Source organism: Alkanindiges hydrocarboniclasticus, assembly GCF_001982605.1.
GTDB classification, from domain to species: Bacteria; Pseudomonadota; Gammaproteobacteria; order Pseudomonadales; family Moraxellaceae; genus Alkanindiges; species Alkanindiges hydrocarboniclasticus.
In genome coordinates, this window is record NZ_MLCN01000001.1 from 1 (window position 1) to 22,823 (window position 22,823).

Here is a 22,823-nt window from a genome sequence, read left to right on the forward strand (position 1 = left end):
CCTTTATCCGTATGAACCAGTGTCCCTGCCACAAAACCACTTTGTAAATTCTGATCTTTCATTTCTTTAACTCTATTTATGATTAAATTTCTTTTTTATCAATACGCTGAATGGCTTCAACCTGCACTTGTCCAGCACTAATTTTAAACAGCACATTCACCTGCCTATAGCGCATGCCATAAACTCGATTTGCATCATCCTGATAAGCGGGACGCGGATCAAGCGCCAATAGTTCATTAATTAAACCTTGCTGCTCGCTATCAAACAGTTTTTGCGCGATTAAAGCTTGAGCTTGCTGGCTGGCCACTATGTTCCACTCAACCTCTAACAACGCTGGTGCGGCTTGGGCAAAACCACTTTTTGCTTCCGGAATCGCATCGGAATAGGCAATATACGGTTTAATGTCTACAATTGGCGTACCATTGAGTAAATCTGCCCCACGGATCAGCAGCTTGGCCTTGCCGTTTTGCCGAATCACTTTCACCAGTTTAACCACTGACAAGCCTAATTCGCTGGGTCGATACATGCTGCGGCTGGCAAAAACCCCCAGCTTTTGATTACCACCCAAACGTGGAGGTCGAATTTGTGTACGAAATTTTTTAGGGCTTTGTGAATCTGCTTTATTCTGATGAAAGCTCCAGATTAGCCACAAATGACTGAATTCACCCAGTCCTTCAAATGCCAAGGCATCATCATAAGGCGCATTAAATTCAATAATTGCAGGCACTTGCACCAGATTTGGCTGACGAGGAATCCCAAATTTTTCATGAAAAGGTGAATGCACAATACCAATGACTGGTACTGTTAAATCCGACTTCATCACTTTTCCTTATAAATAACATTGGATTAATTCAGTTTATAGACAATTGCTTTGCGTTAGAATAGCCACCTGTTTTTTATTATATCGATGAGAGCTTCATGGCCGCTTTTAATGTTGAGAAAATTACTCACGTTCACCATTGGAATGACACCTTATTTAGCTTTAAAACCACCCGTGATGTGGCATTGCGCTTTAAAAATGGTCAGTTCGTGATGATTGGTCTGGAAGTAAACGGCAAGCCGCTGATGCGTGCCTACTCGATTGCCAGCGCCAATTATGAAGAAGAGCTTGAGTTTTTCTCCATTAAGGTACAAAACGGCCCATTGACCTCTATTTTGCAAAAAGTACAGGTTGGCGATGAAATCCTGATTAGTAAAAAACCAACCGGTACCCTGGTACATGATGATTTGCTACCCGGCAAAAATCTGTATTTTCTGTCCAGCGGTACAGGGCTTGCACCATTTCTGGCATTGATTCGTGACCCTGAAACCTATGAAAAATACGAAAAAGTGATTCTGGTGCATGGTACGCGCTATGTAAGTGAACTGGCTTATCAGGACCTGATTGAAAACGAATTGCCAAACCATGAATTTTTTGCGGAACTGGGCATTAAAGACAAACTGATTTACTACCCAACCGTAACCCGTGAAGATTTTCATACGCAGGGCCGTGTCACTACTGCAATTGAAACTGGCCAATTATTTGAGAAAATTGGCCTGCCGCGTTTTAATCCGGAAACTGACCGCGCCATGCTGTGCGGTAGCCCTGCGTTCTTAAAAGATGTGTGCGCACTACTGGATGCGCATGGCATGAAAGAATCACCACGGATGGGCGTTATGGGTGATTATGTGATTGAACGCGCATTTGTTGAGAAGTAAGATTTTATAGCAATCCCAAATTCACTATTTTTTAGTGTATTGCAAAAGCAGTCTTTAAAAAAGGCTGCTTTTTTTATGATTATTTACCCCAGTCACTTCTTGATTAGATGTTAATAAAAACATTTCCTTTTAGAAGGATAAATTTTATAAAACTTGCAAAAAATTGCTCATTGACACAAATCTAAGCTCGAATCATGGACAAGAAGTTCACTACAGTGAAGTCATCTGATCTAGCGATTAAATCATATTAGTAAATCATGCTAGATTCTGTTTAGCTCCACGCTGATTTTAAAGAGTAGGTTTTGCAGGATTGAATTTAAACATTGTCTTTGAAATTTTCGTTTTGAAATACTGATTGTGAATTAAATTTTTTGAGTCGCGGGCTTTAATCTCATCGCGCAAGTTGATAGATCAATACAACTACTAGGGACAGATCACCTATGCCATCAGAGAATACCAATGAAAAAAATTGAGGTTTATCCAGCGCCTGCTGGTGGTTGGGCATCATTGCGTGGTACAGCCAGCACATTGCTTGGTAAAGACACTTTATTAAAAGGTGGCAGCACCATGCGCCGGGTAAACCAGCCTCAGGGTGGTATCAAATGCCCCAGTTGCGCCTGGCCAGATGCCTCACATGCCAAGTCTATTGATTTTTGTGAGAGCGGTGCCAAGGCAGTTGCTTTTGAATCTACGGCCAACCGCATCACACCTGAGTTTTTTGCACAGCATACCGTGAGTGAGTTAAAGAACTGGTCAGATTATGAACTTGACCAGCTTGGCCGCCTGACCCAGCCATTAAAATACGATGCCGCCACTGATAAATATGTAGCAGTAGAATGGCAACAGGCCTTTGATGACATTGGCACCTTCTTACGCCAGCACACCACACCAGAGCGGGCTGTGTTCTATACTTCCGGCAAAGTAGGCAATGAACCGGCGTTTTGCTATCAGTTGATGGTGCGCGAGTATGGCAGCAATAACCTGCCGGATTGCTCCAATATGTGCCACGAGCCAACCAGTGTAGCGCTGGCTGAACAAATTGGTGTTGGCAAGGCAACCGTTATCCGCAGTGATTTTGCTGAATGTGACCTGATTTTATCCATGGGCCATAATCCGGGTACCAATCATCCCCGTTCACTGATTGCCCTGCGCGAAGCACGCAAAAATGGCGCAACCATTGTCGCGGTTAATCCGATGCGTGAAAAATCACTGATGCGCTACCGTCATCCGCAAAGTCCGGTTGAAATGCTCACTGGAACTAGTACCAATCTGGCCAGTGAACATTATGTTCAGGTGAAAGTCGGTGGTGACAGTGCCTTTTTAACCGGTGTGATTAAGGCGTTTCTGGAACATGGAACACCGGATTATGCGTTTATTAATCAGCACACGTCGGGCTTTGATGCATTTAAACATTTTATTGAGCAGCAGGACTGGACAGTGCTGGAACAAGCAGCCGGCATAAGCCAGCAGCAAATGCAGGATGTAGCACACCTGTATGACCAGAGCAAAAATACCATTTGCATGTGGGGCATGGGCATTACCCAGCATGAAACCAGTCTGGACAATGTGCACCTGATTGTGAATTTGCTGCTGTTAAAAGGCAATATTGGCCGGGCTGGTAGCGGTTTGTGCCCGGTGCGTGGGCATTCCAACGTACAAGGTAACCGTACTGTAGGCATCCATGAAAAGCCAGATCAGGCCATGCTGGACCGTATTGAAAAATACTTTGGTTTTGCCCCGCCACGCAAGGATGGGCTGGACACGTTGGCTACCCTGCAAGCCATGCAACAAGGTCAGGTTGATTTTTTGATGGGGCTGGCCGGAAACTTTGCCAAAGCCACGCCCGATACTAAAGCAACCTTGCGCAATCTGGAAAACCTGAAAATGACTGTGATGGTATCCATTAGCCTGAATCGCTCACACTTGCATCATGGCCAGCAGGCTTATATTTTGCCAGCACTGGCGCGCACTGAAGGTGATCATCAGGACAGTGGTTTTCAAGGAATCACTATTGAAGACTCGATGTGTAATATTACCCTGTCTACCGGCACTAATCCGCCTGCTTCCAACCAGTTACGCTCGGAAACCGCCATTATTGCCGGAATTGCCAAGTCCGCTATTCCCAATAGCCGTATTCCTTTGGACAAGTTTCTGAACAATTATGATTATATTCGTGATGCCATTGCACAGGTGGTTTCAGGATTTGAAGACTTTAATACACGGGTACGCCAGCCGCGAGGATTTTATCTGGGTAATAGCGCACGTGAACGCAACTGGAAAACCAAAACCCAAAAAGCCCAGTTCATAGCACCGCAACTGCCCTTTATACCTGATGTGCTGCAACAGCCCGATACATTCCGCTTAACAACCGTGCGCGCACATGGCCAGTTTAACACCACTATTTATGATTTAAACGACCGCTACCGGGGCGTATATGGTGAGCGTGACGTCCTGTTTATGCATCCCGACCAGATTAGTGCAAAGGGCTGGCAAATTGGCCAGCGTGTGGATGTAACCGCCATTTATGACAACCAGACCCGTTGTTTAAACCAGCTAAAACTGATGCCATTTGATTTGCCCATGGGTTGCGTAGCGACTTATTATCCCGAAGCCAATGATTTGGTGCCACTGCAACATCATGCTCCACGGGCCAATACACCGGCCTATAAATCCATTCCTGTGCGTATACAGGCCAGCGTATGAATGCCCTGTTTCAGCAAAGTATTGCGTCGCATAGCAGCGTTCAGGCCAATGAACAGCATGGTGAAAATCAACAGGCAATTTCGCTGGCTGTAGCTGAAGAAGTGCCGGTTGCACTGGTTTATAATGGTATTTCTCACGTGGTACTGATGGCAACGCCACAACATCTGGTAGAGCTGGCCTATGGGTTTTCATTATCCGAAGGCATTATTGAGCAAGCCAGCCAGATTTATCAGGTGGAAACTGAGGCCCATCCTGCCGGCATCAGCGTCCATATAGCACTGGCCTCAGCGTGTTTTGTACGGCTTAAACAACGTCGCCGCCAGATGAACGGCCGTACTGGTTGTGGCTTATGTGGCATTGAAGCCCTTAGCCAGATCAATATGCCGCTCCCCCATGTTGGCACTACTATTCAAATGACTGCGGAACAACTGGCACAAGGATTTAGCTGTCTTACTGATCAGCAGCCGATTAATCAGCTTTCTGGGGGTTGTCATGCGGCTGCGCTATGGCAGCCTCAGGATGCTAGGTTGCAGGGATTTGAAGACGTAGGCCGCCACAATGCACTGGACAAACTGATTGGCTGGCGTCTGCTCAACAATAAGCCGCCAGGCGCGCTGCTGTTGACTTCCCGGTTGTCTTACGAGCTGATTCAAAAAGCAGCCTATGCCCAGCTTCCTTTAATTGCTGCAATTTCAGCACCAACGGGTATGGCGGTGCGAATAGCACAGCAAGCAGGAATCCAATTGGCGGTATTTGTACGTGAAGGCCGTGTAACTTGGATTTAAACAATTAAATGATTTTGGGTTAATAATTAGACTCTTTCATAACTCATACCAATTTGCCTTCTACCATTTCGGCAGTCTCAATAATAGTAGGCGCTGGTTAAGCTTGTCGAAACCAGATTTTTAAAAGAGCTCTATCAGTTTTAGACTGTCTAATTTCCTCAAAGTTTACTGAATGAGATATAGTGAATAAATTTCATCTAATTTAAGATATAATGAATTTTATTTTAAAAAATTTCGTCTAAATATGATTGAACTTCGTCATCTCAAAACCCTGCAAGCCCTGCGTGAACACGGTTCGCTGGTTGGCGCTGCACAACATATTCATGTCACGCCGTCTGCCCTGTCCCATCAATTGCGGGAGCTGGAACAGTGGCTGGACTTAAGCCTGCTCAGCCGTAAAAGCAGGCCCTTACAGTTTTCTCCTGCGGGTTTGCGCTTGCTTGAACTGGCTGATCAGGTCTTGCCGCTGGTAAATAATACCCGCACTGAGCTGTCACGTATGGCACATGGCCAGACCGGGCGACTGTTGCTGGCTTCGGAATGCCATAGCTGCTTTGACTGGCTCATGCCTGTGCTCAACCAGTACCGTCAGGATTTTCCCGATGTTGACCTTGATTTTGCCAACGGATTTGAACCCGAACCGCACCAGCAGCTTCAGCAAGGCGATATTGATATATTAATCACCGCCGATGAATTGCAGCTCAATGGATTGGCTTACCAGCCTGTTTTTGATTATGAATCCAGACTGGTACTAGCACCCAGTCATCCGTTATTGCAACAGCAGGAAATTACCGCTCAGGATATTGCCGCCCAGACATTAATTGCCTATCCGGTTGAACCCAGCCGTCTGGATATTATTGCCGGGTTTTTAAGCCTGCATCAGTTGCAGCCCCATCATATCCGCACCACTGAATTAACACCCATGCTTATTCAGCTTGTCGCCAGTGGCCGTGGTATTGCAGCCTTGCCCGACTGGGTAGTCAAAGACTATGAACAAAAGGGCTGGGTGGTGAGCCGCCGTTTTCCGTTTCCTGAGCAAAGTCAGCCAGCCAGGGGATTACGGCGCACACTTTATGCAGCCTATCGTCAGCAGGACATAAAACAGGCTTTTATTGAAGGTTTCTTAAATCAACTCAAGATTTTTTCGCGACAACGTGCCTAAAATACAGCAAACAGCGTTTATTGAATTAATTGTCTGACAATCAGCAATTTTGCTGGTGTTTTATGCCATTGACCATGTTATTTTGGTCTGGTTATGTTCTGCAGGCTGAAATAGAAATGGATAACACATGACTCTACCACTTGCCCGCCCAGATAATGGTATTCCAGGCGTCTATGGCTTATTGTTACTAGAGGTAGTTTCACGCTTTGGAATTAGCGAACATACCCTTTTTTCACCGTTTAACCTGACCAGTGAACAACTGGCAGAACCCAGCTTCAGAATTGCTTTGCCTCTCGCCAACAACCTGTTTAAGCACGCGATTGAACTGACTGGTGAAAACAGTCTGGGCTACCATATTGGCACCCAGATGCGCATTTCCATTCATGGTTTTATTGGCTATGCCATCATGAGTGCATCCAATGTCACCGAAGCGCTGATGCTGGCATCACGTTTTATTCATATCCGGGTGCCATTTATTCACCTGCATGTGTCTACCATGCAACCCAAGGCACGCCTGCAACTCACCTGTGATGAACTCAACCTTGAACCGCTACGACAGGAAGTGTTAATTGCCCTGACTGTGGGTATTTTAACCATGGGCAAGGCTCTAACAGGCAAAGACATTTATGCAGAAATTGAATGTGATTTTCCTGAACCCAAGGATTTTGAAAAATATCAAAAACTGATCAGCGCAGACATCAAGTTCAACCAGCCGCATCTGGTGGCTTACTTTGATAAAAGCTACCTGAGCCTGCCACTTATCAATGCTGATCCCATCGCCAGCCAGATTGCCATTAACCAGTGTGAAGCTGAACTTTCAGCACTGGGCGAACGCAAACGTATTGCCATGAAAGTACGGGATTTGCTGACGCAGTGCAATGATCGCTACCCCACCATTGAAACCATTGCCGATATGCTGCACATGTCGGATCGTACGCTTAAGCGTCAACTGGCTGCCGAAGGAACCTCCTATTCCAACGTGGTGGATGAAGTACGCTATCGGCATGCGGTCTCACTGCTGTCACGTTCAGATTATAGCCTAGAACAGATTTCTGATGAGCTGGGTTATTCCGATGTCGGCAACTTTACCCGTGCTTTTAAGCGCTGGACCGGCCGCACTCCGGGCAACTGGCGTAAAGATCCTTACCTGTAAAACCCTTTGGGCAAAACAAGGCTACAAAACCGCTTATTTGTGAATTTTCAAAGCTATTCAAAACGCTGGGGCTACAATTTATAGAAAACAAACGCTACACTTGCGCCAGACTTTGAAGTCCACCGGTTGGGGACAAATACATTTGATGGAGTTTTAAAACATGAATCATCCTAGCGAGCTGAAATACGCCGGCACTCATGAATGGGCCAGACAGGAAGATGACCTGATTGTTACTGGTATTTCTGACCACGCTCAGGAGTCCTTGGGTGATCTGGTTTATGTTGAAATTCCTGAAGTGGGTAGCATGGTAACTGCAGGCGAACCGACTGGTGTGGTTGAATCGGTAAAAACTGCTTCTGATATTCATGCACCAGTTTCTGGCGTGGTGGTTGAAATCAACCCGGCACTGGAAGATGATCCCGAAGTTATCAATACTGATCCGTATGGCAAAGGCTGGATTTATAAAATTCGCCCGGATAACCCCAGTGAACTTGATGCACTGTTATCCTCAGATGACTATGTGGCTAGCCTGGATTAATTAAATCCGGCATTGGTTGGCTAAAGCATTAAGCATTAAGCATTAACCAAGCTTTTTGGCGTCAGGCTTTATTAAAATCCCTTCCTGTAAGGGATTTTATATTTTTGGCAATAAAATTTTTAAAAAGTAAGGCAAGATAATTTTTCTACCAATTCAGTTTCACTCATCCAAAAAGGCTTAATAATCATACAAACTAGTGCATAAAAATCAGCCGCCTGAAATGAGGATTAAAAATTCAAGCTAATTTGCGCAGTGCGCTTTTCATTTGCATAAAAATCCATTAAAACCTATAGGAATGATTAAAACAGCAAGCGCCATTAATCATTTATTAACGATAAGTTCAGGAAAACAACTATGCAAACCGTTGCCCACATCTTAAATAATAAAGCCAGTCAGGATATTTACACCATTGCTCCTGATGCTACGGTACTCGAAGCCCTCACCCTCATGGCCGATAAGGGAATTGGTGCGCTGGTAGTGACGCAAGGCTCACAAGTGGTTGGCATTATTAGTGAACGCGACTATGCACGCAAAGTTGCGCTAATGGAGCGCTCATCCTATAGCACCACGGTGGCTGACATCATGACCCATGCGGTACTAACTGTTACGCTACAGCACAGCACCGAACACTGCATGAAACTAATGACCGACAAGCATTTGCGCCATTTACCTGTGGTTGACAATAATCATCTCACCGGTTTGGTATCTATTGGCGATCTGGTTAAAAATGTGATGGCAGAACAACAAAGCCTGATTGACCAGCTACAAAACTATATTAGTGGCTAGCCGGCTTCTAGCATGGTCGATCCTGCGCTGAGCCTGTAGTTTGCCAAACTCACCACCCTCAAGAACGGTTACTGAATCTGTCGAAAGACAGCAAACAGCGCTTAACCATGCCTTTAATTAAATCAGCCTTTGGTCATTGCGTATTCAACAAGGTCGAAGGCTGGCTAATAACTTATGAAAGAATTCTAATTATGTCACCAAGCAGTTAAAGACCCGTTATACTGTAGGGCTTAATGTATTTTGTCTGGATTAGCCCATGAGTTTACCGCGCTTACGCATAAAAAAACGTGAACAACAACGCTTGCGTGATGGTCATTTATGGGTGTATTCCAATGAAATTGAAACACCAGTCACTCCCTTAAAAGCCATTGCGGGCAATCTGGTTCATCTGGAAGACTATCGTGGTCAGTTTATTGCGACTGCCAGTTTTAATGCACAGTCACTGATTTGCGCGCGCGTTCTTAGTCCTGAAGAAATTACCACACTCAATCAGGCTTTTTTTAGCCAGAAGATTCAGGCAGCGCTAAGCTTGCGCGAAACCATGTTTCAGCAGCCGTATTATCGTCTGGTATTTGGTGAGGGTGATTTTTTACCCGGTATCGTCATTGACCGCTTTAATGACATTCTGGTAGTACAAATCAGCACCCAAGCGATTGAACAGGCCAAACCTGAACTGGTTGCGGCACTACAGGAAATTTTTGGTCAATCCACTAAAATTTTGTTTAAAAATGATGGTAAGGGCCGCCATATTGAACAATTGCCGGAATACACCGAGCATGTTGGCCCGGCCTTTGATGAAATTCAACTGGTAGAAAACGGTGTGCAATTCATCGCCCCTGTGGATGGTCAAAAAACGGGCTGGTTTTTTGACCACCGTGATGGCCGCCAGTGGCTTAATGGCCGTGTTAACGGGAAGTCAGTGCTGGATGTGTTCAGCTATATTGGGGGCTGGGGCATTCAGGCGGCAAAACATGGTGCTTCCCAAGTCACATGCGTTGATGCCTCGCAAAAAGCCATTGACCAGATTGGCATTAATGCAAAGCTGAATGGGCTGGATAATGTACAGACCGTTTGTGCCGATGCTTTTGATTACCTGAAGGCTGAACTTAAAACGCAGGACAGTCATCGCTACGATGTGATTGTGCTTGATCCGCCTGCCTTAATTCAGAAGCGTCGCGACTTCGAACAAGGCCGTCAGGCTTATTTTGTGCTGAATGAACATGCACTAAACCGTATTAATGACGGTGGTATTTTTATTTCTGCTTCATGCTCCCTGCACATGACCAGCGAAGAGTTGCTCAAAATAGTGCAACAGGTGGCCAGACGACAAAACAAACAGGTGCAACTGATCCATCAGGCCCGTCCTGCGGCTGACCACCCTCGCCTGCTTTCCATGCCGGAAGCGGACTACTTAAAATGCTTTATGTTTAAAGTCACATCAATTTAATGCTGTTTGTGATTCCAGATTCACTTTCTGGCTTTCATTTGCCAATCTGGCCAGCGTTGTGTAATGCGGCCAGTTATTTGGCTTAACCAGATTGGCGTGAATACAAAATTATCGCTATTCAATGCTTAATTTTTAAAACTTTGGGGAATATTTATGCGCTGGTTACAGGTTCGTACCACAGTTGCCAAAGATCAGGTTCAACTTGCAGAAACACTGCTGGAATCACTAGGCGCAGTTAGTGTCATTTTAGATGATGCGCAGGATCAGGCCCTGCTAGAACCACTGCCGGGAGAAATGCCGCTGTGGGATCAGGTCATTGTTACCGGGCTGTTTTATAAAGATTCTGACGTTGAACAACTACAAGGTTTTTTGTCGACACAGTTGCCCAGTGCCAATGTGCACCATGACTATCTGGAAGAACAGGTGTGGGAACGTGCATGGATGGATCATTACGAACCAATCCAGTGTGGGGATCGCCTGTGGATCGTCCCTGAATGGCTCACACCACCCGACACCAACGCCATTAACCTGATGCTGGATCCGGGCCTTGCCTTTGGTACCGGTAACCATGCCAGTACCTTTTTATGCCTGCAATGGCTGGATAAACAGGACTTAAAAGACAAGGTTGTGATTGATTATGGCTGTGGCTCTGGCATTTTGGGTATTGCTGCCCTGCTACTGGGTGCCAAACAGGTTTATGCCGTTGACCTTGATCCGCAAGCAGTATTATCCACCCAGCAAAATGCGGCACTCAATAAAGTTGAGGATAAAATCTGGACTGGTCTGCCAGAAGAATTCGAGCAACAGTTCCCGGATTTACAGGCAGATGTGATTGTTGCCAACATTCTGGCTGGGCCTCTGATGTATCTGGCACCAACCTTTTCAGCACTTGCCAAACCCCATGCCCTCATTGCCATGGCAGGCATTATTGAAGAGCAGGTTGAAGACCTCAGACAAAGCTATGCAAAATGGTTTAATTTGCATACACTTGGGCAGAGAGAAGAAAACTGGTGTCGTTTATCTGGGGAAAGATTGGCACCTGTATAACTTATAATTTAAATGACAGACATGGAGTTGGGTATAAATGACAGTCAAACAGACACGCTGTCCATTTTGTCATAGTGCATTTTATATTACAGCCTTGCAATTAAATGCCTATCGCGGTCAGGCACGCTGTGGCCAGTGCCACCAGATTTTTGATGCAACCAGCAATATGGTCATGCCTCATAATCCGGTCAAGCCGATACAATATGGCACTGAAACAGCAAATGTTTCGACTCCATTAACGCCTGTCATTCTACCAACAACCAGCGAAACACCGAATCTGGCAGCCGCTATACAACCTGAGCAGGCTACTTCGGCGGCTACTGCCGGCAGCTATGCTGTACCTACCCAGCCTGCACGTGCTGGCCGTATCGGTAATATTGAATCAGCCATCCCTGCTTCTGCCTTAGTTGCCGCTGATGCCATTTCTTCTGATCCGGTATTTGCCGCTGATGCCCGGTTGGATGACAGACTTTCAGACCAAACCAGCCTGCCAGCGTCAACCATGGCTCAGCCCGCAACAACCCCGGTGCAGGAAGAACAGCTCCTGTTTTCAGATGATGCCGGCTTATTTGAGGAAGATGAACCATCCGTGCCCAACAACAAGAAAACCTCACCCCTGCTTGATGATAGTTTTAACCAGCAGTTTCTGGATGACACCTTTGAAGAAATTGATGTGCTAAAACAGCAGGAATTAAGCGATGTAGAAAAGCTGCATGCCGGGGCTGATGACAGCTGGATTAATGACTTGCTGGAAGATGATAAAAAACCTGTTGTCAATATTGAGCCAGACCTCAAGCCTATTGTCGTAACGCCTGCAACGCCTACCTACACGCCACTGCCTGATACCGTATTGCAGCGTCCACCTGCCGACCATGATGAAGACTTGCTGAGTTTTTTAAATAGAACGGGTGCAGTGACCATGCCGAGCACCGCATCCAAGATCAGCCCCAGCAATATGGCTGCGCCCCGTCCGGCCAGTCACCGCATCCTAAAGCCAACCACAGTAAGATATAACCCATTTTATTTCATTGGCTGGAGCCTGATGTCATTGCTGATGCTGGCCCTCTTGATTGGGCAGTATATTTATTTCAACTTTGAACACATGGCCATGGACCCTAAAACTTCAGGTTATATTTCCAGACTGTGCGCCATAACCGGTTGCCAGATTCCCTACATGAATGAAGATGAGTTACACATTCGAAAAATTAAACTGGTTGCCAATAACCGATTGGGTGAAACCACGTTCCGTGCCCAGCTCAGCAATAGTGCCAGCTTAAGCCAGCCTTTTCCTGCTTTACGTTTAAGTCTTAAACGCGATGGCAAAACTGTTGCCAGCCAGATTATCCAGCCACGCCAGTATCTGCCCGATAATTTAAAAACCCTGACCCGGTTAGCCACTAAAACCCCTTATCCGGTTGAGTTCACCATCAAAACCCGTCGTTCTGACATCAAAAACTATAGCCTCGAGCCGCAATACCATTAATGGCAAGGCTTGAGTGCCATAGCACTGCCATAATTTAGCCCTAAAAATCAAGCGATTTATTTTGGATAAAAAACGCGCAAGGGCTGCCGTAAGCTTTGACATGGTGTTATCATAGCGCCGCACTGTGGCAGTGCTCTTTCGCAAATAGCGTATTGTATTTTGCAAATTTTTAAACGTTTAGTCTGACGTATTCTCCTGCTTAACATTAAGCGGGCAATACAATATTTTTTTGTCATTTTTGACTGATTAACATTTAACCAACTCAAATCCGGGTTTGTTGCTTGTTTTTCAATCGCAATGCCATAAAAATATCATCTTAGCGTTGAAATGTTTTTAGCAAATCCTATTCGTTAATTGTAATCAGGCATTGTCGCGCTGATGAATTTTTAACCTGCACAGTTTTACTGTTGCACCATGTGGTTTCGTTTTTGGATTTTTAACCATGAATAGCAAGTCCCCTATTTTTACTGCTCAGTCTGATGTGGCATTACGTATCCATGTTGATCGTGCAGTACGTCATTATTTTGCACAGTTGCAAGGTGAACAGCCTTCTCAAGTGTACGACATGGTCTTGGCTGAAATGGAAAAACCGCTTCTTTCTGTCGTATTGGAATACACCCGTGGTAATCAAACCCGTGCTGCTGAAATTCTGGGTTTAAACCGTGGTACTTTGCGTAAAAAGCTTAAAACTCATGGTTTAATGAGCGAATAAGCCCTGATATAAAAAACTGCCTGTGACCATTTCACAGGCATTTTTCTTTAGGCTTGGCTTATTGATGGTGTACTCAGGTTGCCAGATTTAAGTGACCGCTTTTTTACTTCTCCTCTTTTAACCTTTTAAACTCTGACGAAATATGACTGTCTCACGCGCATTAATTTCTGTATCCGATAAAACCGGTATTGTTGAATTTGCCAAAAGCTTGAATGAGCTTGGCATTGAGCTGCTGTCTACGGGTGGCACTTATAAACTATTAAAGGAAAATAATATTCCTGTGGTTGAAGTTTCTGAACACACAGGTTTCCCGGAAATGATGGATGGCCGGGTGAAAACCCTGCACCCCAAAATTCATGGGGGTATTTTAGCGCGTCGGGGGCTGGATGAAGCCGTCATGCAGGAACATGGCATTGCGCCAATTGATCTGGTTATTGTTAACCTCTATCCCTTTGCACAGACTGTCGCAAAACCGGGATGCTCGCTTGAAGATGCAATTGAAAATATTGATATTGGCGGCCCAACCATGGTGCGTGCAGCAGCCAAAAACCATGCATCTGTAGGGATTGTGGTTAACGCTGGCGATTACAGCACTATAGTCAATGAACTAAAAGCCAGTAAAACGCTTTCGCATGCTACCCGGTTTGACCTTGCAGTAAAAGCATTTGAACATACTGCCCAATACGACGGCATGATTGCCCAGTATTTAGGCGCACGTGTGAACAAGCAGGAAAATGAGCAGGCTGACCGCTTTGCCCGTACCTTTAACCTGCAACTGCTGAAAGCACAAGACTTGCGTTATGGTGAGAACCCGCATCAAGCTGCTGCTTTTTATGTGGAAAGCACTGCGTGCGAAGCGTCGGTTTCCACCGCCAAGCAGCTGCAAGGCAAAGAATTGTCCTATAACAATATTGCCGATACCGATGCCGCACTGGAATGTGTAAAATCCTTTGCTAAACCAGCTTGCGTAATTGTAAAACACGCCAATCCATGTGGTGTTGCTGTATCGCTGGATGGAATTGAAGCAGCTTATAATCTGGCTTACGCTACTGATCCCGAATCGGCCTTTGGCGGCATTATTGCCTTTAACCGCACACTGGATAAAGCAACCGCCAAAGCCATTATTGATCGCCAGTTTGTTGAAGTGATTATTGCACCAGCCATTGAAGATGGCGTACTGGAAATTACCGCGGCCAAGCAAAACGTGCGTATACTGGTGTGTGGCGAGTTGCCTGCACTGGATCAGCGTGCCAGCCAACTGGATTTCAAACGTGTGACCGGCGGCTTACTGGTGCAGGATCAGGATCTGGCCATTATTTCTGAGGCTGATCTAAAAGTAGTCACCAAGCGTGCCCCGACAGAAGCAGAAATTCATGACCTGATTTTTGCATGGAAAGTGGCTAAGTACGTTAAATCCAATGCCATTGTTTATGCTAAAGATCGTCAAACCATTGGTATTGGTGCAGGCCAGATGAGCCGGGTTAACTCTGCCCGTATTGCTGCCATTAAAGCCGAACATGCCGGTTTAAATGTTCAGGGAGCCGTCATGGCATCTGATGCATTTTTCCCATTCCGGGATGGAATTGATAATGCAGCGGCTGTGGGTATTTCGTGCATTATTCAGCCGGGTGGTTCAATGCGCGATGCTGAAACCATTGCAGCGGCTGATGAACATGGCATAGCCATGGTATTTACCGGCGTTCGCCATTTCCGTCATTAATATGTTGTCCCCTGCGAACAAAATGCGATTAAAGCATTTTGGCTTCGCAAAAGGGGAATTAGAGGGGTAAAACCCCACCCTGACCCTCCCCTGAACAAGGGAGGGAATTTCAAGGAAAACAATATGCAAATTTTAATTCTGGGTAGTGGCGGACGTGAACATGCACTGGCATGGAAATGCGCACAGGATGCTCGTGTTGAGACTATTTTTGTTGCACCGGGCAATGCAGGTACTGCGTATGAAGGCAAATGCAAAAATGTTGCCTTAAATATTCTGGATAACGCGGCTATTGTTGAGTTTGCCAAAACCAATCATGTCGATCTAATTATTGTTGGCCCCGAAGCGCCACTGGTCAACGGCGTGGTTGATGCCTGCCGTGCAGCAGATTTAAAAATCTGGGGTCCAACCCAGTATGCAGCGCAGTTGGAAGGCTCCAAAGCATTTGCCAAGCACTTTTTAAAGCGCCACAACATTCCTACTGCATTTTATGATGTGTTTACCGAAGTAGATGCGGCCAAGGCTTTCATTCAAAAAAATGGTGCACCCATTGTCATCAAGGCCGATGGTCTGGCTGCTGGTAAAGGCGTGATTGTTGCCATGACAATTGCTGAAGCCTTTGAAGCAGTAGACGATATGCTGGCTGGCAACAAGTTTGGTGAGGCTGGTTCACGCGTGGTGATTGAGCAGTTTCTGGAAGGTGAAGAAGCCAGCTTTATTTGCATGATTGACGGCAACAATATTCTACCCATGGCCACCAGTCAGGATCACAAGCGCATTTTTGAACAGGATCAAGGGCCAAATACTGGTGGTATGGGTGCGTACTCCCCGGCTCCTGTGGTCACACCGGATGTATTTGAACGGGTTATGACTCAAGTGATGCGTCCAACCGTGGATGGCATGGCCGCTGATGGCCACGTTTACACGGGCTTTTTATATGCTGGCCTGATGATTGATGAGCAAGGCCAGCCCCGTGTGATTGAGTTTAACTGCCGTTTTGGTGATCCGGAAACCCAGCCGATTATGATGCGTTTGCAATCATCACTGGTAGAACTGGTAGAAGCCGGTATTGCAGGCAACCTGCCCAAGGATGCCCAATGGGATAAACGCCCTGCGTTAGGTATTGTGCTGGCGGCCAAAGGCTATCCCGGTGACATCCAAACCAATGATGTGATTGCAGGTCTGGATCAGTCACCTGAAGACACCAAAATATTCCATGCAGGTACCAAGCTTAGCGAAGATAGACATGTGCTGACCAGCGGTGGTCGTGTACTGTGTGTGACTGCACTGGGCGATAATGTACTAGAAGCACAGGTTGCCGCACTGGAAGTCTGTGGTCAGGTGACCTTTGATGGCATGCAATATCGCAGTGATATTGGTTATCGGGCCATTGAGCGTGAACAAAATACCAGCACTTAATGCAATTAAGTCTTGAAATATAAAGTCGTAGACTGCCAATTTTGACTTAAACTTTTGTTACAATAGTAAAACCGCTTTTGACTTACCGTGTTAAAAGCGGTTTCTTTTTGCCGTGCTGTTATTGCAAAAAATGGTTAAATCAATTACTTGAAAAAACCAAAGCGCTTTAACAGACACTGATTTGTTACTGAAGGGCTTTGCTTCTTTCACTAAAATAACAAGTCTTTGAAATGAGCACTACATCCCATTTTAGTTTGAGGATAACGCAAATATGTCTGATCGTTCAGATAAACTTGACCAGCTTAAAACGTCAGCATTTGATCGCCGCTTTTCAATTGCTAAAGCCTCGTTTTTAGCTGGAACCCGTTGGGCAACTGCCAACGCAAGCAGCATGTTTGCCGATGAAGAAACCAAAAGTAAAAAACGCAAGCAGGCCATGAGCGAACAGGCCAATTATCTGGTACAGGAAATTGGCAAGCTCAAAGGCTCAATTGTCAAAATTGGCCAGATGATGGCACTGTATGGCGAGCATTTCTTGCCAGAAGAAATTACTGAAGCACTGCATACCTTAAATAATAATACGGTTGCCCTATCCTGGCCTGCTATTAAGACCCAATTGCGTAATGAGCTGGGTGCCAAGCTGGATGATTTGACAGTTGACCATGAGCCTCTTGGCACTGCCTCACTGGCGCAGGTACACCGTGCAGTGCGTAAGTCTGATGGCCTTGAAGTGGTGCTTAAAGTCCAGTACCCCGGTGTAGCCGAAGCGATTGACTCAGACATGAGCCTATTTCGTAACATGCTAAAACTCACCCGCATGGTGCCGCAAACCCGCGAGTTTGACGAGTGGTTTGAAGAAGTGCGCGAGATGATGCACCGCGAAGTCAACTATCACATGGAAGCAGACACCACCCGGCGCTTTTACGAGCGCCTAAAAGATGATGGCCGCTATATTGTTCCGCAAATTATTAATGAATACTGCACTGACCGTGTGCTGTGCATGACCTTTGAGCGCGGCGTGCCTGTAAACAGTCCGGTGATGCTGTCCCTGCCGCAAGTACGTCGTGACAAACTGGGTGAAGCCTCACTGGAAGTCACCATTCGTGAAATCTTTGAATGGGGCGAAATGCAGACTGACCCCAACTTTGGTAACTATCTGGTACGTCTGGGCAATGGCAAGGATATTGAAGACAAGATTGTACTGCTGGATTTTGGTGCCATTCGCCAGTTTGACCAGAATTTATTAAATGTGGCACGTGGCCTTATCATTGCGGGTTATCACCATGACCTGAATAAAATGATTGACGCCATGCAAGGTTATAGTTTCTTTGACCAGATGCCAGCCAGCGTTAAACCGGGTATGGCCAAAGTATTCCTGCTGGCTACCGAGAGCTTTAGCTCACTACAAAATAACCCTGACCTTCCACCGGATATTATGGATGCTGATGGCAAATATGACTGGCGCAAGAGTCAGTTGCATGCACGGGTAATCAAGCAGGCTGGTGAATCCATGGCCTCACGTTACTTTAGTATACCGCCCAAGGAATTCATGTTTATTAGCCGCAAGTTTATTGGTGCGTATACCTTTATGACGGTGATTGATGCACACACCAACATGCGCAAAATGCTGGAAGCACATTTATAAACAGGTAAAATAGCATCCTATAAAAAAACCGCAGATTGACTGCGGTTTTTATTTTGCCTGACGCTTAAATTTTGTTAAAAGCCGCGTGAAAATTTATACTTTGGCCAACAATCGCTTGATTGGATTTAGCCGTGGCAATTTCTTCTCACTGGTGTATCGGGATGGGTCAAAGCTACGGGTTTTAAGCCAGTACATAAAGGTAAAGCTGGGCCATAATGTGGTATTACGTCCGGTTTCATCCAGATACCAGCTATTACAGCCGGATTTCCATACTGACTTGTCGCTTTGCTTTTGCATCTCCCGCACAAAGCCGTCTTCGGCTTCCTGCTTGACTTCAAGTGTATTGAGCTTATGCTTTTTCATGTATTTCAGTGCTTGGGCAATATAGCTGGCCTGCGATTCAATCATAAAAATAATCGAATTATGGCCAAGGCCGGTGTTTGGCCCCAGCAGGAAAAATGCATTGGGGAAATCATAGCTGCTAATGCCCAAATAGGCATGCATGCCATTTTTCCAGTGGGTTTGAATACTCTTGCCATGCTTGCCAGTAATATCAAACTGGTTGGCCTGATTGGTTACATCAAATCCGGTACAGTAAATAATCACATCAACCGGATAATCCTGGCCATTTGCCTTTACGCTATTTTCAGTGATTTCAGTGACGCCACCACCCACCAGACGCACATTATCCTGATTAAAGGCTGGATAATAGTTATTGGATAACAAGACCCGCTTACAACCCATAGTATAATTAGGTGTGAGGGCCGCACGGGTGGTTTCGTCTTTTACCCGTTGCAGGTTTTTGTAGGCCAGTTTTTGTCCATACTTCATAATGCGTGGATCAATCACAAAACCAGCCGCACTAGCCTCCAGAATCCAGTAAATCTTATTGCGATACCACTTGCGTGCCAGCAGGCTTTTTTCGTACTTGTCCTTGGTTTCTTCTTTAAAGGCAAAATCGGCTTTGGGCAACACCCATGCCGGAGTACGCTGGAATACATACAGTTCGCTAGCCACTTTGGCCATTTCGGGCACAACCTGAATGGCACTGGCACCTGTACCAATGACCGCAATACGCTTGCCCTGCAAATCTACTGAATGATCCCATTTGGCAGAGTGCATGGTCACGCCCTTAAAGTCATGCAGGCCCTTGATATTGGGATAAGATGGAATATGTAGCGCGCCACGGGCTGACACCACGGTACGTGCACGGAATTGCTGACCGCTGGCTGTATCTACCTGCCAGGTACAGTTGTCGTCATTGTAATGCGCGCCAGTTACTTCAACATTAAAACGCACATGAGGATATAACTGATATTTTTGCGCCACATTCTTGGTGTAATCAAAAATCTCAGGCTGTGCAGCAAACGAACGTGACCAGCGGTTTGGCTCAAAGGAATAGCAATACATGTGAGACGGTACATCACAGGCTGCCCCCGGATATACGTTATCGCGCCATGTTCCGCCAACGTCACTGCCCTTTTCAAGCATAATAAAATCAACCCCTGCCTTTTGCAGGGCAATGGCCATTGCCATACCACTAAAACCGGCTCCTATTATTAATACAGACGCATCCAGTCCGGTGGCGGTATTGGCCAAAACTTGGGTCGCAGGCTGACTCATGTAAACATCCTTTTTGCTTTTCAATCGCTGGGTAAATCTTGTAAATGACAATGAATATTGTCAAAAACAGTTTAAATACGCAAGTGGGCAGTGTTCGCTTTTCTGCTAATACTGTCAACACACCAGTCATTTTTAAGTATTCTTGGTCATTTAAGCCAATTAAGCGTAAATACAGCCTTCTATTTTTAGAAAATTATTATTTTATTTCAAAAGCATAATTAATTTATTAAATGACAAAAAAGACAGTTTTTAAATTTTAATGTCAGTCAGTTCAGCAATGGGGCTTTGGTTTTTTTTGTGTCAGGATTTTAAGCATCCTACAGGTACGAAGGAATATCTGCCGCATGACTACAAATACAACCATGAACAAGGCTCAAGGCTTTGGACTGAACCTGCTTACCCGCTTTGCTGCCAGTGATTTAATTGACCAGTTAAAAATGCGCAAGCTGCTGGAAAAAACCCTGTATCAGGGCAGTAAATCCGGTTTTCAGCTATTGGGTAGCGCCTCACGCCAGTTTAGGCCTGCTTCGGGCACAGGCAAGCAACGCCTTCCAGCAACTTCCAAGAACCTGTTTGACCTAAGCCTTAGCGATGAGCAGCAAATGACTCGGGACACTGTGCAACGGTTTGCTGCCGAAGTGCTTCGTCCTGCCGCACATCAGGCAGATGATCAGGCTAATTATCCTGCTGACATTACGACACAGGCACAGGAACTGGGCTTGCTGTTTTATGCCTTGCCTGAAAGCTACGGCGGTGTGGCCAGTGAGCAATCGGTAGTGACAAACGTGTTAATTGCCGAAGACTTGGGCCATGGTGACTTTAGCCTTGCTGCCAGTATTCTAACGCCATTAAGCGTAGCCAACGCCATTACACGCTGGGGTACAACCCAGATGCAGGAAAAATACCTGCCTGCCTTTGGCGAAGATACACCATTATCAGCCACTTTCGCCGTGCTGGAAGCAACCCCGGCTTTTAACCCGAATGACCTTAAAACCCAGGCACGCCAGACCGATCAGGGCTACCAGCTTACCGGTGAAAAAACCTTGGTTGTTCTGGGCGAACAGGCCGAGGTGTTTTTGGTGGCTGCCATGCTCAATGGCAAGCCCAATATTTTTGTGGTGGAAAAACACGACACTATTGGCATACGCCAGAACCCGGCCATGGGTTTAAAAGCCTGCCAGACTGTAACACTGCAATTTGGTAATACCCCGGCTGCCCTGCTGACTGATGATGATTTTGACTATCAGGCATTTCTGGACTTGGGAGCATTAAGCTGGTGTGCACTGGCTGTCGGTACCTGTCAGGCTGTAAAGGAATATTGCATCAGCTATGCCAATGAACGCACAGCTTTTGGCGAACCAATTTCCCATCGTCAAAGTGTGGCCTTCATGATTGCGGACATGGCAATTGAAATTGAAGCCATGCGCATGCTGGTGTGGAATGCAGCAAGCCTTGCTGAAGCGGGCAAGCCTTTTCACCGTGAAGCTTATCTGGCCCGCCTGCTCTGCAATGAAAAATCCATGAAAATTGGCAACGATGGAGTACAGATTGTTGGTGGCCATGGCTATACCAAGGAGCATCCGGTGGAGCGCTGGTATCGTGATTTGCGGGCCACTGCCATTATGCATTCCGGCCTGCATGCCTGATTTACGCCAAAATTAAAGGAACACGACAATGAATTTACAAAATCCAAAAAAATTCAAGATGATGGTTGATCAGGCGCATGAAGTTGCCCTGAATGTATTTCGTCCAATTTCACGCAAATATGATAAGGCTGAACATGCTTATCCCAAGGAACTGGACATGCTGGCATCTCTGCTGGATGGCATGAATGCCGGTGGCGGCTCTGAAGCTGGTGCAGCAACAGCGGGCAAGCGCGGTGAAAAGCAGGAAGACGGTGTCCGTAATGGCTCTAATATGTCCACTGCTCTAGGTATTATGGAACTTTGCTATGGCGATACCGGCCTGCTACTCAGCATGCCACGCCAGGGCCTAGGTAACTCGGCCATTGCCGCGGTTGCCAATGACGAGCAACTGGACCGCTTTAAAGGCAAATGGGCCGCCATGGCCATTACCGAGCCGGGTTGTGGTTCAGATTCGGCAGCGATTCGTACTACAGCGGTCAAAGATGGTGATGATTATATTTTAAACGGCGAAAAAATCTTTGTTACTAGCGGTGAGCGTGCTGACTGTGTGGTGGTCTGGGCGACACTGGACAAAAAACTGGGCCGCGCTGCGATCAAGTCTTTTGTGGTAGAAAAAGGCACACCCGGCATGACCGTCGAGCGACTGGAACACAAGCTGGGCATTAAAGCATCAGATACCGCTGCGATTAGCTTTATCGACTGCCGCGTATCGGCTGCAAATCTATTGGGTAATGCTGAAATTGACGTAGCCAAAGGTTTTGCCGGTGTGATGGAAACCTTTGACAATACCCGTCCACTGGTTGCCGCCATGGCAGTCGGTTGTGCCAAAGCCTCACTGGAGCGCATCAAGGAAATCTTTAAAGACCAGCTTGATCCAAACTACAGCACCCCTGTGTTAAATACCAGCAACATTGCCGCCACCATTTACCGTCTGGAAGCGGAATGGGAAGCTGCGCGCCTCCTCACCATCAAGGCATGCTGGATGGCAGACAATAAGATGCCAAACTCCAAGGAAGCCTCTATTGCCAAAGCCAAGGCTGGACGGATTGGCAGTGAAATTACCTTAAAATGTGTAGAGCTGGCTGCCAGTGTGGGTTATGGCGAAGATGAATTACTGGAAAAATGGGCGCGGGATTCCAAAATTCTGGATATTTTTGAAGGCACCCAGCAAATTCAGCAACTGATTATTGCCCGTCGTGAGCTGGGTAAATCTTCCAGTGAATTGAAATAGATTTAACTCATGGATGCAGTACTTTGAC

General features: G+C 46.2%; 18 protein-coding genes. 16 read left to right on the forward strand and 2 right to left on the reverse strand.

Annotated elements, in window-relative coordinates; genetic code table 11:
* Positions 1–82: 82 nt before the first annotated feature.
* A complete protein-coding gene (gene tsaA / locus BKE30_RS00005) occupies positions 83–820 on the reverse strand; it encodes a tRNA (N6-threonylcarbamoyladenosine(37)-N6)-methyltransferase TrmO (RefSeq protein WP_076876623.1) in 738 nt (245 codons plus the stop codon).
* A 98-nt stretch (positions 821–918) separates the two neighbouring features.
* Between tsaA and BKE30_RS00010 the strand changes: the two genes are divergently transcribed.
* From BKE30_RS00010 to BKE30_RS00075, 14 genes are all read left to right on the forward strand, one after another.
* Positions 919–1,698, forward strand: coding sequence for a ferredoxin--NADP reductase (locus BKE30_RS00010; protein ID WP_076876624.1), 780 nt, complete (start codon positions 919–921; stop codon positions 1,696–1,698).
* A gap of 459 nt (positions 1,699–2,157) precedes the next feature.
* Positions 2,158–4,401, forward strand: coding sequence for an FdhF/YdeP family oxidoreductase (locus tag BKE30_RS00015; RefSeq protein ID WP_076876625.1), 2,244 nt, complete (start codon positions 2,158–2,160; stop codon positions 4,399–4,401).
* Entirely contained in the window at positions 4,398–5,186 is a 789-nt protein-coding gene (gene fdhD / locus BKE30_RS00020; protein ID WP_076876626.1) for a formate dehydrogenase accessory sulfurtransferase FdhD, read from the forward strand. Before BKE30_RS00015 ends, fdhD begins: the two co-directional genes overlap by 4 nt.
* 244 nt (positions 5,187–5,430) lie before the next feature.
* Positions 5,431–6,348 (forward strand): LysR family transcriptional regulator, encoded by a 918-nt coding sequence (locus BKE30_RS00025; protein ID WP_076876627.1) that lies wholly within the window; start codon positions 5,431–5,433, stop codon positions 6,346–6,348.
* A gap of 127 nt (positions 6,349–6,475) precedes the next feature.
* Positions 6,476–7,501: an AraC family transcriptional regulator gene (locus BKE30_RS00030; RefSeq protein ID WP_076876628.1), complete on the forward strand. Its 1,026-nt coding sequence runs from the start codon at positions 6,476–6,478 to the stop codon at positions 7,499–7,501.
* Positions 7,502–7,661: 160 nt separating this feature from the next.
* Positions 7,662–8,039: a glycine cleavage system protein GcvH gene (gene gcvH, locus BKE30_RS00035; RefSeq protein WP_076876629.1), complete on the forward strand. Its 378-nt coding sequence runs from the start codon at positions 7,662–7,664 to the stop codon at positions 8,037–8,039.
* Between the two features lie 354 nt (positions 8,040–8,393).
* Positions 8,394–8,825 carry a CBS domain-containing protein gene (locus BKE30_RS00040; protein WP_076876630.1) on the forward strand — a complete coding sequence of 144 codons (432 nt, stop codon included), beginning with the start codon at positions 8,394–8,396 and terminating at the stop codon, positions 8,823–8,825.
* Positions 8,826–9,081: 256 nt separating this feature from the next.
* Positions 9,082–10,272, forward strand: a complete 1,191-nt coding sequence (locus tag BKE30_RS00045) for a class I SAM-dependent rRNA methyltransferase (RefSeq protein ID WP_076876631.1) — start codon at positions 9,082–9,084, stop codon at positions 10,270–10,272.
* 153 nt (positions 10,273–10,425) lie between these two features.
* Complete coding sequence (prmA, locus tag BKE30_RS00050) at positions 10,426–11,319, forward strand: 50S ribosomal protein L11 methyltransferase (protein WP_076876632.1); 894 nt, start codon at positions 10,426–10,428, stop codon at positions 11,317–11,319.
* A 37-nt stretch (positions 11,320–11,356) separates the two neighbouring features.
* Positions 11,357–12,802, forward strand: coding sequence for a zinc-ribbon and DUF3426 domain-containing protein (locus BKE30_RS00055; protein ID WP_076876633.1), 1,446 nt, complete (start codon positions 11,357–11,359; stop codon positions 12,800–12,802).
* A gap of 442 nt (positions 12,803–13,244) precedes the next feature.
* Positions 13,245–13,514 carry a DNA-binding transcriptional regulator Fis gene (fis, locus tag BKE30_RS00060; RefSeq protein ID WP_026470630.1) on the forward strand — a complete coding sequence of 90 codons (270 nt, stop codon included), beginning with the start codon at positions 13,245–13,247 and terminating at the stop codon, positions 13,512–13,514.
* A gap of 142 nt (positions 13,515–13,656) precedes the next feature.
* Entirely contained in the window at positions 13,657–15,234 is a 1,578-nt protein-coding gene (gene purH, locus BKE30_RS00065; protein WP_076876634.1) for a bifunctional phosphoribosylaminoimidazolecarboxamide formyltransferase/IMP cyclohydrolase, read from the forward strand.
* Between the two features lie 123 nt (positions 15,235–15,357).
* The gene (gene purD / locus BKE30_RS00070) at positions 15,358–16,650 is read left to right on the forward strand and encodes a phosphoribosylamine--glycine ligase (protein WP_076876635.1); all 1,293 of its coding nucleotides are present in this window, start codon (positions 15,358–15,360) and stop codon (positions 16,648–16,650) included.
* 271 nt (positions 16,651–16,921) lie between these two features.
* Positions 16,922–18,295 carry an ABC1 kinase family protein gene (locus BKE30_RS00075; RefSeq protein WP_076876636.1) on the forward strand — a complete coding sequence of 458 codons (1,374 nt, stop codon included), beginning with the start codon at positions 16,922–16,924 and terminating at the stop codon, positions 18,293–18,295.
* A gap of 93 nt (positions 18,296–18,388) precedes the next feature.
* On the opposite strand, the gene BKE30_RS00080 is transcribed toward BKE30_RS00075, so the two are convergent.
* Positions 18,389–19,918, reverse strand: a complete 1,530-nt coding sequence (locus tag BKE30_RS00080) for a flavin-containing monooxygenase (RefSeq protein WP_076876637.1) — start codon at positions 19,916–19,918, stop codon at positions 18,389–18,391.
* Positions 19,919–20,262: 344 nt separating this feature from the next.
* Here BKE30_RS00080 and BKE30_RS00085 point away from each other — a divergent pair, with 344 nt between their 5' ends.
* Positions 20,263–21,564: an acyl-CoA dehydrogenase family protein gene (locus BKE30_RS00085; RefSeq protein ID WP_227518275.1), complete on the forward strand. Its 1,302-nt coding sequence runs from the start codon at positions 20,263–20,265 to the stop codon at positions 21,562–21,564.
* 28 nt (positions 21,565–21,592) lie between these two features.
* Positions 21,593–22,795 (forward strand): acyl-CoA dehydrogenase family protein, encoded by a 1,203-nt coding sequence (locus tag BKE30_RS00090; RefSeq protein ID WP_076876639.1) that lies wholly within the window; start codon positions 21,593–21,595, stop codon positions 22,793–22,795.
* Positions 22,796–22,823: the final 28 nt, after the last annotated feature.